The 12,021-nt window shown below is 49.7% G+C and carries 14 protein-coding genes and 1 pseudogene; 9 read left to right on the forward strand and 6 right to left on the reverse strand.

The annotated features are described in order from the left end of the window. Positions 1-148 precede the first annotated feature (148 nt). The 3 genes from QPK32_RS21740 to QPK32_RS21750 are packed head-to-tail and all read right to left on the reverse strand — an operon-like array spanning position 149 to position 1,752. On the reverse strand, positions 149-1,198 hold the full coding sequence (locus tag QPK32_RS21740) for a reverse transcriptase family protein (RefSeq protein ID WP_290414886.1): 1,050 nt from the start codon (positions 1,196-1,198) through the stop codon (positions 149-151). Further along, positions 1,179-1,469, reverse strand: a complete 291-nt coding sequence (locus QPK32_RS21745; RefSeq protein ID WP_105378919.1) for a helix-turn-helix domain-containing protein — start codon at positions 1,467-1,469, stop codon at positions 1,179-1,181. The genes QPK32_RS21740 and QPK32_RS21745 overlap by 20 nt, the downstream gene beginning before the upstream one ends. A 52-nt stretch (positions 1,470-1,521) precedes the next feature. Beyond that, positions 1,522-1,752, reverse strand: coding sequence for a hypothetical protein (locus QPK32_RS21750; protein ID WP_290414887.1), 231 nt, complete (start codon positions 1,750-1,752; stop codon positions 1,522-1,524). A 997-nt stretch (positions 1,753-2,749) separates the two neighbouring features. Between QPK32_RS21750 and QPK32_RS21755 the strand changes: the two genes are divergently transcribed. From QPK32_RS21755 to QPK32_RS26760, 9 genes and pseudogenes are all read left to right on the forward strand, one after another. Continuing rightward, a complete protein-coding gene (locus QPK32_RS21755; protein ID WP_290414888.1) occupies positions 2,750-2,893 on the forward strand; it encodes a hypothetical protein in 144 nt (47 codons plus the stop codon). A 213-nt stretch (positions 2,894-3,106) separates the two neighbouring features. After that, on the forward strand, positions 3,107-3,667 hold the full coding sequence (locus QPK32_RS21760; RefSeq protein ID WP_290414889.1) for a hypothetical protein: 561 nt from the start codon (positions 3,107-3,109) through the stop codon (positions 3,665-3,667). Positions 3,668-3,695: 28 nt separating this feature from the next. Beyond that, positions 3,696-4,250: a hypothetical protein gene (locus tag QPK32_RS21765; RefSeq protein WP_105378916.1), complete on the forward strand. Its 555-nt coding sequence runs from the start codon at positions 3,696-3,698 to the stop codon at positions 4,248-4,250. Positions 4,251-4,270: 20 nt separating this feature from the next. Further along, a complete protein-coding gene (locus QPK32_RS21770; RefSeq protein ID WP_290414890.1) occupies positions 4,271-5,008 on the forward strand; it encodes a hypothetical protein in 738 nt (245 codons plus the stop codon). Positions 5,009-5,814: 806 nt separating this feature from the next. Continuing rightward, on the forward strand, positions 5,815-6,738 hold the full coding sequence (locus QPK32_RS21775) for a restriction endonuclease (RefSeq protein WP_290414891.1): 924 nt from the start codon (positions 5,815-5,817) through the stop codon (positions 6,736-6,738). Between the two features lie 8 nt (positions 6,739-6,746). After that, on the forward strand, positions 6,747-7,145 hold the full coding sequence (locus QPK32_RS26755; RefSeq protein ID WP_374046773.1) for a hypothetical protein: 399 nt from the start codon (positions 6,747-6,749) through the stop codon (positions 7,143-7,145). 107 nt (positions 7,146-7,252) lie between these two features. Beyond that, the gene (locus tag QPK32_RS21780; RefSeq protein WP_290414892.1) at positions 7,253-8,923 is read left to right on the forward strand and encodes an AAA family ATPase; all 1,671 of its coding nucleotides are present in this window, start codon (positions 7,253-7,255) and stop codon (positions 8,921-8,923) included. Next, positions 8,920-9,789, forward strand: a complete 870-nt coding sequence (locus QPK32_RS21785) for a hypothetical protein (RefSeq protein ID WP_290414893.1) — start codon at positions 8,920-8,922, stop codon at positions 9,787-9,789. Before QPK32_RS21780 ends, QPK32_RS21785 begins: the two co-directional genes overlap by 4 nt. 160 nt (positions 9,790-9,949) lie before the next feature. Further along, positions 9,950-10,303 (forward strand): annotated as a pseudogene (locus QPK32_RS26760) (hypothetical protein); the annotation flags it as partial. 139 nt (positions 10,304-10,442) lie between these two features. Here the strand turns inward: QPK32_RS26760 and QPK32_RS21790 are convergent. From QPK32_RS21790 to QPK32_RS21800, 3 genes are all read right to left on the reverse strand, one after another. Next, a complete protein-coding gene (locus tag QPK32_RS21790; protein WP_290414894.1) occupies positions 10,443-10,823 on the reverse strand; it encodes an HNH endonuclease in 381 nt (126 codons plus the stop codon). A gap of 2 nt (positions 10,824-10,825) precedes the next feature. After that, entirely contained in the window at positions 10,826-11,125 is a 300-nt protein-coding gene (locus QPK32_RS21795) for a hypothetical protein (protein ID WP_290414895.1), read from the reverse strand. 86 nt (positions 11,126-11,211) lie between these two features. Next, complete coding sequence (locus tag QPK32_RS21800; protein ID WP_290414896.1) at positions 11,212-11,913, reverse strand: helix-turn-helix domain-containing protein; 702 nt, start codon at positions 11,911-11,913, stop codon at positions 11,212-11,214. Positions 11,914-12,021 lie beyond the last annotated feature (108 nt).

Genomic DNA, 12,021 nt, shown 5'->3' on the forward strand with positions numbered 1-12,021 from the left:
GCGCATCCCTGACCGTCAAGCTTGGTCAAGGAACCCGACCACAGCATTAGGAAGCGCTCGCCCGTGAGACACTTATTTGCTTCGCCTGAAGGGTAAATCACGCATAGAGCCGATCAACATCCGACGAGCCAACTGGGCGATCACCTATTTAGTCCCAAGGTGCAGGTTCCGAGTTGGAAATGCCAACGGCTTGCCGGCCTACCTCTTGTGTACGTTGCAGGCCCTGAGCAGCATCTTCAATCATTTTCCGTAACTTTTTTAAGCGCGCCTTTAAGGGTGCCCCTTCGGAAGGATGAAAGCTGTTCAACAGACCAACACGGCTCGATACCGTTAAAAGCTCTTTATGAAGTGCCTCATCATGCTCGCCAAAGGCAGCTCTGGCCTCAAGCTGAAAGACGGACGTGCGAATGCCTCGGCGCATTTCCTTGGGCAAAGCAACTCTGACGTTATGCACGAGCTTCGTTGTTACGATTCGCGCCCCTGCTGTGTGCACCTCATGCTTCTGGCGCTTGGGTTGAACGCCAGCGCTGCGGAGCATCGCATAGACACTGGAGATAATTTCCGACTTCTCGCTATTGGTAATGCGACGCTTGCATGAAACGCTAATATCATCTACATAGCGGGTGTACTGGTAGCCGCGACGCTGGAACTGCTTGTAGAGTTGGGGCTCTCTGGCCCAAAAGACCAGGTTAGCCAAGTAGGAACTGGTAACGGCCCCCTGCGGCACGCCGTCATCCTTCACCGTGAGCAGTGTCAGGAGATTTGCGACCTCCTCAGAAAACCCAAACAGGCTGCACCACATCGCCTTCACAAGGGTAGACGAAATTGTCGGGAAAAAGTTGGCAATGTCTTCGCCAATTGTAATTTTTGCGCCTACGTGGGCTTCAGCATTTTTACGAGGACTGCGTCCCTTAAGACTTCCGTTCAAGTAATCCGGGTACTCGACACGGCTTAGAATGCGATCTTTGATGCGTCTCTGAGCATATTTCAGGCGCGGATAAGCGTCGAAGGTCTGGCGCTTGCTTCCGTCTTTTTTTATTTCTTCCGCTGCCAGTCGATATGATTGATTTGCTGCCGCAGCGATGCGCTTTAACCATCGCTCAGGGATTCCCAGTGCCATTTCGAGCGCAGCGATGCTATGGATTGGCTCACACGGATAATACGGAATACTCTTGTCACTATTCGGGGGCTTTTTCATCCAAAAGCTCCAAAGCAGTCAATGCTAACTGTCCCGCAAGCTCCTTGTTAATGCCTGCAAGTTCGCCCTTCTCAGCAGCAAGGAAAAATAAAATCTCGACAGGAATCTTTAGTGCAGCTGCAATCTTCTCGACCGTAGATATGGTTGGGTCGCGCTTGGAGTTCTCAAGCATCGAAAGATAGGAAACCGAACACCCGGCCAGCTTCGCAAGAGCCTCTTGAGAAAGCTTTCGGCGTTGGCGACTAGTCTGGATCGCTTTGCCAAGGTTCATGATATTCAATCAAAAAATTAATGGGCTTGTTGTGCAGGAGCTCGGCTAAACATCACATCAGGTCTCGAATGTTGCTAACCAGACGAAGGAAGTCTGCAATTACTTGAAACGCACGATAGCAAGCTACCGTTCTGCGCTCCGATCCTTCCTGTCGGCTGACAATCTCCAATTCAGCGATGACGGTGTTCAACTCAGCAACTGCACGCATGTCGAGCTGGCTATGATACGTATCGCGCAGGTTTTTCAACGTGCTGATACTTGTTTCGAGAGTATGTGGCTGCATAATAAGCGTCCTTCAATCCGGGCGAAATTGCCCTGCCCCGTTAGCAAATAAGCCGGAAGGTGCCAGCCCGACATAACAAGCCCATTACCAGTCGAAACCCTTCGAGCGCTGCCCCACCGTTCGTTCGCTGCACATGGCAACTGGCTCGCGGTCGGTTAGCACTCGTCGCTCCGGGCAATGCGGCCCGTTGCGGGGAATTTAGCCTACTTCTGGAAGTGGGCAATCCTGAAAACGTCCAGGATCGTTAAGCAGCTTTTTGCTATCAAACTTCGGGTACTGAAGTACACATACATCGAACATCATCCGAGCGGTATCACTCGGCCTGAAGCTATTAGAACACAGCCGTAATGCAGAAATCAACAAGAATTTTCACTGTCAGTGAAAATTTACGCACATACGGTCGTGACACAGTGCATACGTAGTGGCTCGGAACGTCCGTCAGGTGCGCTACTTGCGACCGAAGTAAGAAAGCCCTTTGACGTCGCACTTAGCGCTCTTGCTAGGTGCGAGCCGCGTAGCGCGTGCTCGCCAAGCGCAGCCATTGCTGCTTGTCATAGCATGGCACGCCATGCGTCTTCCGCGCACCTCGGCCACGCTTGCTACGCAGCGCTATGCGAGTCTCGCACCGACTGCGTAAGCCTTTTGAGGATTTGCGTCAGTGACGGGACCGAGAAAAGCGAGTTCCTTGACCAGGAACTTGCTTCAAGCCATTAACACTCAGCGCAGGACGAAGAGCCGTCTTCAAGGTGGTACCCAGCGAGCCAAACCGCTATTGTAGGTATCGCAAATAATATCGGGAGACGTAGCCATTCGATAATGTGGCCACCGGATGGACACTTATCTCTACACCGCACTAAATGCCGAGCGCTCGCAGATACAGCTGCTTTGTGCTAAAGCGTCGGGAGCCTGCTCCGTAGACATGCAAGGCACCGACTGCACTTAGCCACATTCGAAATTACAGCGCTTCTAGTCATATATTATTTATTTGCAACAAATCATGAAGCCCCTTGCCCGCAATCCGGACAAGGGGCTTTTCTATTTCAGCGTGTATCAAGGAACTCTAATCAATGAAGAAATTTATCACTCCTCCGAACTCGCAATGGTCGAGCAACAAGATCAACGCATCGCCCCGGACAACTAGGCCGAACAATTACCCGACCATGCTGCCTGACATCAAGGAAACATTTCTGCCGAGCAGTCTGGACCTGACGTTCACGCTGAGCTTCCGGCGCTAGAACTGTGGAACGGTGAGCGTGTATGCCGCCGCTACCGAGCATCAATGAAAGCTCCATACCGGTAAACGGTGCGGGGCTTTTCTTATCCCAACCAGTTAAACGACCTGTAGAGAAATCAAATGAACCAAGCAGAAACAACAAACATCGGCGACGTGCCCGCCGAAACGACCGGAGCGACCGGCCTCCGGGGCTGCTGGCTGCTCAAGTCCGCCAAGGCTATGAAGCTGGGCAAACATGCCGAAGGCGGAATCCACTATCAAATCCTTACCGACAACCAGCGTCATGACCCGTCGTTCAAGATCGTGGGTAACGAGGGCGGCGGCTACTTCAGCAAGGAAGTCATCGCCTTCGGTAACGTCGAATCCTGCCTTACCGCGCATCCGCAAGATCAGCCCTTCCCCTCCAAATTGTTGCAGACGGCGTTCACCGGCCGGTCCAGCAATAACGCGGGATTCCTCGCCGCTATCCTGCGCGCCGAGGGCTTGCTGGCTCTCGCTCCCGACACGGAAGGCCGCCACGTTATGTCCGGCGATTGGGCCGCATGGAAAGCGTCCGTGCTCGCCGAGCCGGGGCGGCTGCTCGAATCAGAGCCAGTAAGTAAGGAAGAGAAGGCCGAAGATAAGGAAGCCTCTACGCCGTCCGCTGACGAAAAAGATCCACCTCGGCGCGTGAAGAAATAGCAAACACAATCACTCAAGGACCGACCTCATGACCAGCAACTACTCAACAGCGTGGGAAGCGGGGCGGCTCGTGCGTTACCTGATGCGCGCGCCGAACGTCTACATCTTCGGAGGCCTTCTAAAGCACATCGCCTGCCCCACCGTACACCCCGAATTCACCGATATAGACCTCATCGCAACCGACAGCCGGGAACTGGTTCGCATTCAGGACACCTTCGACTACGTGTTCAGGGAGCTACCCAGGATCGGGAACCGACCACGCTACTTCATCGGAAAGTCACAACGAACCGACAAGGTAGTCCAACTCGTCCTAATGCGCTCCCACGTCCAGGCAATGCAGTTCGCAGTCGAGGGTCCGCAGTACGACATCGACCGCGCAGCGTTTGGCAACCGCCGGTTCTACTTCGATGAGGCCATCGGAGAAGTAGCCATCCGGCATGCCATTAGGACGAAGCGAGCAAGCCGCATCACCGCACCCCGCAACCTGACGCACTACGCGCCGCACCGGCCGCAGATCGAACAGCGCCACAAGCTCAAGCTGATGCGCAAGGGCTTCACCGTCATCGACTGCCCCGCCCCGTAACCAACCCAGAAAGGCCACCCATGACCGTCACGATCTACGTAACAAAGGAAGCGATGGCGACCGTCCACAAAATCAAGGATCTCGACTACTACGACCGCTGCTGCTTGGCGGACAACGAAGCAACTGACCTCACCCACAAGGAAGGCTACTATCTCAAGACCACCCACAAGCTCAATCTCGCCCCGTTGCCGGAAGGTGCCCTACTCGTCGCCAGCCTGTGCACCGGCGGCGCCGACTACTCGGAGCGCGTGAGCATTCCCGCCAACCTACGCGGCTGTATCTTTGAGAAGGCCCCCAATCTTCCCCCGCGCTACAAGGAGATCATCGAATACTGGTCCGGCGAACCGCTGAACACGAATGCGGGCGGCGCTGTCTACTACCAGAACCCGATGAACGCCTACGTGGTCGACCTGTCCCTTCTTGATGCGGCGAACGCGGCAGGCAATTACGGCGGCAATGTGGAAGGGATGGACGCCCTATTGTCGGAAGGGGTCGTCGTGCACATCGCGGGGCTAGGAAAGGTCCTCAGCAACGCTCTAGATGAAGCGTTTGTCGAGGTCGAAATCCCGCTGGATGACGCGATGCTCGCCCTGGACAACCCCGAGTTCCTGACTGGTCAGCCCTACGTGCAATCGATGGGCCAGCGCTCCGAACGCATCTTCTTGAAAGTGTCGGACATACGCCACTCCCCCGACCCCGATCAGATTTTCGTGGACGCGCTGCGCTACGAAGAACTCGATTACGGTTTCTATTACTGACTCCATAGCGGTGTGCGAGATGTGCAGAGTGTGCTAGCCACCCTCCTGCCTATTGTGGAAAGGGCATTCTGGTCGCTCTCTGGTCGGGGCCACAGCCAATACGATCAAGCTGAATCCATTAGCGGCAAGTTGTCGCTGACGCGCACAAGAGTAAGGCCATTCATCCATGATCCTTGTGCAGCAAGGAGATACCTCGTGCAATCGGATAGAATGGCTGGCAAGTTATCTCGCAATCGCGGCTGCTTCTGGCACTTTTAATCCGTTGGTCGCTGGTTCGAGCCCAGCACGGCCTACCAAGTATTTCCAAGAAGCCCACGAATTTCGGTTCGTGGGCTTTTTGCTTTTCTGGTCCCTCTCTGGTCGCTTCGGAAAGATCCCGCCGCTCCTCCTCTCTAGGTCAGTAACTATTTCTCTCACTAGGCAGGTCTAAGTCTGACTCGGCACAGGAAAAATGGCCCACTTTAGCGAGCTGACCAATAGCTCTGAATGGGGTCCGGCGAGCTATCCGAGCTTTCCCTCCTCTTTCCCCGGCTCAAACCCTTAAAAAGCTCGCGCCTGCCGCCACTTTGTGTCTTTTCCGACCTGGGCCAAGCGGAGGTTGTATCGCACACCAGGGCGCCACATGTTATTAGTTGCACCAAGCTTTGCAGATAAGTAACATGATGAACAGCGCGCATAAAACCAGTCCAGGTGACTTGCAGTGCCATTGCGCGAACTGCCATCGCTTCCTTCACAGATTATTAAAGACGAGCGCGCAGGCCGACAATGATAGTGGCGCAACGGAAACTAGCAATTGAGGGTAATAAATGGCTGAAATTACGCGCAAACGAACCGGCGAACTCTTGCAAGCGCTTTTCAAAATCCTGTTGGCTAGCCCGACAGGTCTACCTGCACGTGATGCCCTTTATCAGCTCGCTTCAAAAGTGACCCTTACTCCTTACGAGGCTGGCGATTACGAGTCAGGCGGTCGGCGTTTCGAAAAAGTGGTGAGATTTGCGACTGTGGATTGTGTTAAGGCGGGGTGGCTCATCAAGGAAAAGGGGACGTGGTCCGTTACAGACGAGGGAAGACAAGCTTTGGGCGATTATTGGGAGCCAGAGGCCTTCTACCGAAGGGCAGTTAAGCTGTATTCCGAATGGAAAGCATTGCAGCCGAATGCCGATCCTAGTGATGCTGTACCGAATGCTTTTAAGCCCTCAGACGAAATCGCTGAAAAGCTAGACACATCCGCGAAGGCAGTAAGCGTAACGTTCGACGAGGCTGAGGAGCAGGCTTGGTCCGAAATCTCGACGTATTTAAGAGCGATGAATCCCTACGAGTTTCAGGATTTAGTGGCGGATTTACTTCGTGCGATGTCCTACCATGTGAGCTGGGTTTCACCTCCTGGAAAAGATGGTGGCGTCGACATTCTTGCTTGGCCAGATCCTCTCGGCACTCGGCCACCCCGCATTAAAGTCCAAGTGAAACGACAGCAACAGGCGATCTCTGTTGATGGCTTACGGTCATTTATGGCTGTCCTAGGTGATGATGACGTTGGACTTTTTGTTTCCACTGGAGGTTTTACAAAAGATGCTGAGTTTGAAGCACGAACACAAGAAAAGCGCCGTATTACTTTGATCAGCCTCGACAAATTATTTGATCTCTGGGTTGAGCACTACGAGAAACTCACCGATCAAGCGCGCCGCCGATTGCCTCTGCGGCCTATTCGTTTTCTTGCTCCGCTAAACTGAAGGCGATCATGCCAGACTATGCCGATGTCGCTATACGGGCCGTTTCCGAATTGCGTAGTGGACGGGCGAATTCGCCCCGCGATGCTTGGGATAATGCGGCCGTTGAAATCTTTCCCAGCAGCCCGTCAATGCAATCAAAGGGCTGCCCTAGAACCACATTTCTAACGCTCTGCGCTAGCGGCGCCGTGAAAGGGTTGCCTTCAACTGAAGTTGTGCGAGACAGCGAAAATTCTCGGCATGCTCGCGACTGCTTGAGGTTATTAGCTAGACATCCCAACTACTTGTCCATGGGTCCACGACAATTATGGCGCCTAATAACTGACTCATCCGGAAAAGCCTACAACCAACAAATCCATGTAATCATAGGCCTAGCCAAGGCCGGATTACTTCAATATGAGGCGATATAGTTATCCAATATATTGATGAGCAATCGAAAGTATACTTAACATATAAATGATTAAGTTAAATTCGACGCTTCAATAAAATAGTTTTGATTACTACAGCAGTATAGATAATGAATATATTTTTCAGCAAGGTAAAATTACCCACTAACATGACCGATGGATGTTACCTGACACAGGATCACGTCGGAAGCAACTATGGCAGCCCTTGGGACGACTATGGCTACGTAATAACATTCAAATGCTATATCGTTAAAGACGGTAAGCAAGAGAATTTAGGTTCTGTAAAAATCCTGACGAAGGACGAAACCAACACAGCAAAGGTATTTGCATCCGCGAGCGCCGAATCAATTATAGAAATCACGGATATTCTAAATCCGGAGAAGTTCGTCTCGCTTTCTAGCGATTTAGACTATTACAGAAAAAAAAAAATCTTTAGTCAAATCAATGAGATCGAAAAATTTCTAGAACTGATTTGTGATGCCAGCTTTTATTATCAGCTACAAGACGTATTTCGTGGCTGGCCAGGTTTCTCGAGTGGCATATTGAGATCCGGGAGCGCCTCTGAGGCCGCTCTTAAAAAGGGTCACCAGATCGCGATCGGAAATTATGAAATTCAGGAAAACTTCATTTTTACGATAAATAATCTGCCGGACACCTTTGATCCAATCACCTTAAGCTTCGACAATGTTGAAAACAACATTAACTCTCGTCGGATAAATGTTTTAGTTGGCGAAAATGGAGTTGGCAAATCGCATGCGTTGCTTTCCCTTGTACGAAACATTACCGGTGTTGATAACACCGGCGAATCACTACCATTTTTCCATAAGATAATATGCATTGCCTACTCACCTTTTGAAAAGTTTTATACGAAGAGTGAGATTGCGACAGCGTTACACGAAGCGCGTATAGGCCCTATTAAAAAAGATTCGAAAACGAAGAGAGAGCGACGCCGACTGAATGTAAACGCTTATGCTTATATTGGGTTCAAAAAAGAAGATGGGGAATTTTCTTTAGGTTGGCCGGCGATCCACAGCGTCATATCATTGCTAAAATTAATTTCGTACGACGAAGAAAATAGGTGGTGGCGCAACAAGTCAAAATTTGATCAGCTTTTCGAAGCGCTTAGGCGCCATATCGAGTTCGATGCGATTGGGATAAAAGAAAAAACTGGTGCGTTTCTATACATAAACAAAGAAAACTACGATCGAGTAAAACTCAAACTTGACCATCTCGATGCAAATCAAGGCCTCAACTTCTTTTTGAATGAAAAGCAAGTTAATTTGAGCTCAGGGCAGAATATCTACGCATATATGCTGCCTTCACTGATGGCAGAGATCGAAGAGGAGAGTTTAGTTCTCATAGATGAACCTGAGTTATATTTACACCCAACCCTTGAAATTGCCTTATTGGATATGCTGAAGACAGTACTAAGTGTCACAAAATCATATGCAGTAATAGCCACCCATTCACCAGTAATGGTAAGGGAAGTTGATAAGGAGGCGGTAAATATACTGCGCAAGCGAGAAGGAAGAACAACAGTTTTCCGTCCGCCCTTCCAAACTCTAGGTGAGTCGACCGATAGAATTTCTGGCGAAGTATTCGACGATTATTATACCAATAAGCCTTTTCAACAAAGCATTAACAATCTGATCAAGGATGAGAAAATCTCGATTGACGAGATAGAGAAGATATCTGCGTTCGTCGGAGATGAAGCGTTAGCTTATGCCATAACAGTTTTAAGCGATACCGAAAATTCAGAAGTAGAAATCAGCGACCTATGAAATATCTGCCTCATATGCGGGTTAGTCCAATTGATGAGTGGCTTAATTTGGCATTAAAATGCCGGAAAGCCAACGTAACTGGACTAAATGCTCTCGCCGCCAGAATCCGCACGTCATATGAGTTGTATTCGACACTAATAGATGACGTAGGCACTAAAGTCCCCGACAGTGCTTTTGCCGCTGAAAAGTTGCTTTTACTCGACTATTACTCGGGTGCCCCGTCCGAGTTGGCGCGTCTTATGACAATGCGACGAGCTGACACCACCATTCATGAATGTCCATACTGCGGATATCCGAACATTCCTGATACACTCGACCATTTTATTCCGAAAGATGAATGGCCAGAATACGCATTTTTAGCTGACAATCTTGTCCCGCAGTGCAGAGGTTGCGCACCCACCAAAGGCCAACATTATTTTTGCGATATCGAAAATTCGGCAAAGTTTATTCATCCTTTCTACTGTGATTTGATTTCAAAATTAACGTTTCACGTTTCGATGGTATTTGCAAAACCTGTTCCTACTTTTTCAGTAGATTTTAAAAGCAAAGGCACGTTATCTGCACATCAAAAACAACGACTTGCATTACATATAAAACACTTAAAAATAAGAACACGTATTATTAGCTATTGCCATAAAAGCTTTAATCATTGGCTGGATTTGGTTAGAAAAACAGGTGTAGACGCTTCGATTGCTTTCTCTCAGCGCCTGGAAGAAAAAGGAGGAGCGGACATGCCAAGTGAGAATTGGGATCATGCATTCTTTCATGCTGTACTGAACAATAAAGATGCTATGGATTATTTGTTATCTGAAAGAAAGTTGATAAAAAATAATGTTGTCGAGCCGCTGTCAGATTTGGGCATCTGACTCTTTCATCGCAGCTCAGCCGGCCGGCCGCTGATGGGGCCAGATGAGCTAATTTTTTAACGATTAGAAAAGCCTTATGTCCGACGCGATCCTTACGCTGAAGTGGCCAGAGGTCATTAAGAACCTCTGGGCAGCACAATAGGCATTTGCAAAGCACTATAAAGATACCGGCCTAAAATTTACGCTCGATGGCCGCCTAGTAGGCGATATCGCCGAAGCCTTGGCGCTCGACTACTTCGACCTAGAGCTTCCTCCGAAGCGTACAGGAGGCGTCGATGCCTGGACTCGTTCAGGAAAGACTGTTCAGGTAAAGGCAACCGGGAACCCAAAATCCGGCCCAGCATTTACACCGGGCAAAGGACGCGCGGAATACCTTCTCTTCTTCGCGATCGAGTTCCAGGCAAACACAGCGTCAGTCATCTATAACGGTCCAGAGGCACCGGTACGAACCCTGCTACCAGCTGAGGTGCTTCGACTTGGCCTGTGTGGTCACGACCACACTTCCCCGCCCTAATCCCGCCACGCTCGTACGACTAGAAAAATCTACTTCCGAGTTCGGCCAATTTCAGCCATAAGCAGCCGCCTTCCATCATCCTCGATTCTGTTTGCCAAAGTTCACATTTATCTCCGGTCAAGTGCGCAAAATTTCTCGACTATAAGTTCATAGCTCTGCTTTCGAGATATAGCAACAAGTCAGAAAATGAAACCCCGTTACCTTTAGACTGATTACATAATGGATGCGTAAGCTGAAGGTTGGTAAATTCATTGCCACCGCCTTTTGAGTGGGGAATTTTGTGATCCACATGGAAATATCCCCATGCAATATTTTTCCTGCAAATAGCACACTTTCCGCGCTGAGAATCATATAACTCGTGTAGCTGGGCTTCTATCCAAGAGCGTCGCTTTATCGGCGAAATTTCTTTCAGAATTTCAACCGCTTCCTGGAGAATGAAGGCCAACTGCAGTTCACTTGCCTTTTCCTTTCTAGTTGCAGATTTTAGGCAATCTGTAAGCCGATCTATTTCATTGCTCATAATCACGCCGCCAATGCTTTTGCAATTCTAGTTTGATTATTCCTGAGGCGACGTAGCACAGATTTTGCCCGCAGAATATCCGATTGATTGATAGCGTCTTTCACTAGAATCTCGCAAGTGCTGACCATGAGTCCTATTTGCTCTTTCATCAAATTTAATTCGTTCTGTGGTCGATTCTTATAGTTTCCGAATTGATCAAGTTGTGATGACATTAATGCGAGACTTGTCTCAAGGCTCGATACGCGGGATTCGAGCTCGGCTGTGCGGCGCTCTAGCTCCGCGATTCGTTCTTCGATATTCATTCCAAAAATCCTTTCCGGGGAACTTTTCTTTTTCCGATAACGAAAGTACTGGTGAGTACTATCGCACGCGCTTTTATGGGCGAGTATTAGAACGACTGCCCACTACGATGATCAATCACACGCTGGACAACTACGCCTATGATTTCTATGTTCAGCGAATCAAAAGGAATAGGGCTAAAAGGTGCCGCAGAATCGAGAGGTACAAGCATTGCGGTTGGTAAGCCAGGTTCGCGGACCAAACGACGCAAGCCAGCTTCATTTTCAGCGCCGCGTTGTCGGAATATCACATCCGCGCCGTTAGGAATAACGTCGGCTGTATGCGGAGCTGCTTCAAATATGACGATGCAGCCAGCCGGATAGGCTGCATTGTCTGGCTTTGTACCTGGGTAACGAACAGCGGTATGGCGACCAAAAAAATTTTCCGCAAAAGGGACGAAACGATCTAGATCTGCTGACTGTCGTTCGTTACTTGGACTCTCGTTGTAGACCAGCTTGGGAGCTTGCCAAATTTTGTCCCACTCCTGAACGTACAACAACGAGATCTTGGTAGCGATTTTGGGGATCTTAGCGCGTTGCTGATCCAGATAACTAAGAGTATCTTGCGTATTGCCAGTGGCGAGCCACGTTGCGTCAACATTAAGTACCTGCGCGATCTTTGCCACCATACCCTCGCGCGGAAATTGGCGGCCGTTTTCGTACATAGAAATGTTGCGCACGTCGATACCGAGCCTGTTAGCCACGTCCTCTTGAGTCAACTTTGCGTTACGTCTCGCGTCCAAGATGCGCATAGCGAATTCATGATTTGGTCCGTCAATAACATGTACCATGTAGCTCACCGCTCGTAAAGTTTCCAAAAATACAACTACAACTTCATATTTTTCGGAAAATATTTAAAT

Origin of the sequence: Massilia sp. YIM B02763 (assembly GCF_030412015.1) — a bacterium.
Taxonomy (GTDB): domain Bacteria; phylum Pseudomonadota; class Gammaproteobacteria; order Burkholderiales; family Burkholderiaceae_D; genus Telluria.

Excerpts from the sequence above, each read along its gene's own strand:
- QPK32_RS21740 (WP_290414886.1), bottom strand. The coding sequence starts at position 1,198 with ATGAAAAAGCCCCCGAATAGTGACAAGAGTATTCCGTATTATCCGTGT.
- QPK32_RS21795 (WP_290414895.1), bottom strand. The coding sequence starts at position 11,125 with ATGAATATCGAAGAACGAATCGCGGAGCTAGAGCGCCGCACAGCCGAG.
- QPK32_RS21745 (WP_105378919.1), bottom strand. The coding sequence starts at position 1,469 with ATGAACCTTGGCAAAGCGATCCAGACTAGTCGCCAACGCCGAAAGCTT.
- QPK32_RS21760 (WP_290414889.1), top strand. The coding sequence starts at position 3,107 with ATGAACCAAGCAGAAACAACAAACATCGGCGACGTGCCCGCCGAAACG.
- QPK32_RS21755 (WP_290414888.1), top strand. The coding sequence starts at position 2,750 with ATGAAGCCCCTTGCCCGCAATCCGGACAAGGGGCTTTTCTATTTCAGC.
- QPK32_RS21785 (WP_290414893.1), top strand. The coding sequence starts at position 8,920 with ATGAAATATCTGCCTCATATGCGGGTTAGTCCAATTGATGAGTGGCTT.
- QPK32_RS21790 (WP_290414894.1), bottom strand. The coding sequence starts at position 10,823 with ATGAGCAATGAAATAGATCGGCTTACAGATTGCCTAAAATCTGCAACT.
- QPK32_RS21750 (WP_290414887.1), bottom strand. The coding sequence starts at position 1,752 with ATGCAGCCACATACTCTCGAAACAAGTATCAGCACGTTGAAAAACCTG.
- QPK32_RS26755 (WP_374046773.1), top strand. The coding sequence starts at position 6,747 with ATGCCAGACTATGCCGATGTCGCTATACGGGCCGTTTCCGAATTGCGT.
- QPK32_RS21770 (WP_290414890.1), top strand. The coding sequence starts at position 4,271 with ATGACCGTCACGATCTACGTAACAAAGGAAGCGATGGCGACCGTCCAC.
- QPK32_RS21780 (WP_290414892.1), top strand. The coding sequence starts at position 7,253 with ATGAATATATTTTTCAGCAAGGTAAAATTACCCACTAACATGACCGAT.
- QPK32_RS21800 (WP_290414896.1), bottom strand. The coding sequence starts at position 11,913 with ATGCGCATCTTGGACGCGAGACGTAACGCAAAGTTGACTCAAGAGGAC.
- QPK32_RS21765 (WP_105378916.1), top strand. The coding sequence starts at position 3,696 with ATGACCAGCAACTACTCAACAGCGTGGGAAGCGGGGCGGCTCGTGCGT.
- QPK32_RS21775 (WP_290414891.1), top strand. The coding sequence starts at position 5,815 with ATGGCTGAAATTACGCGCAAACGAACCGGCGAACTCTTGCAAGCGCTT.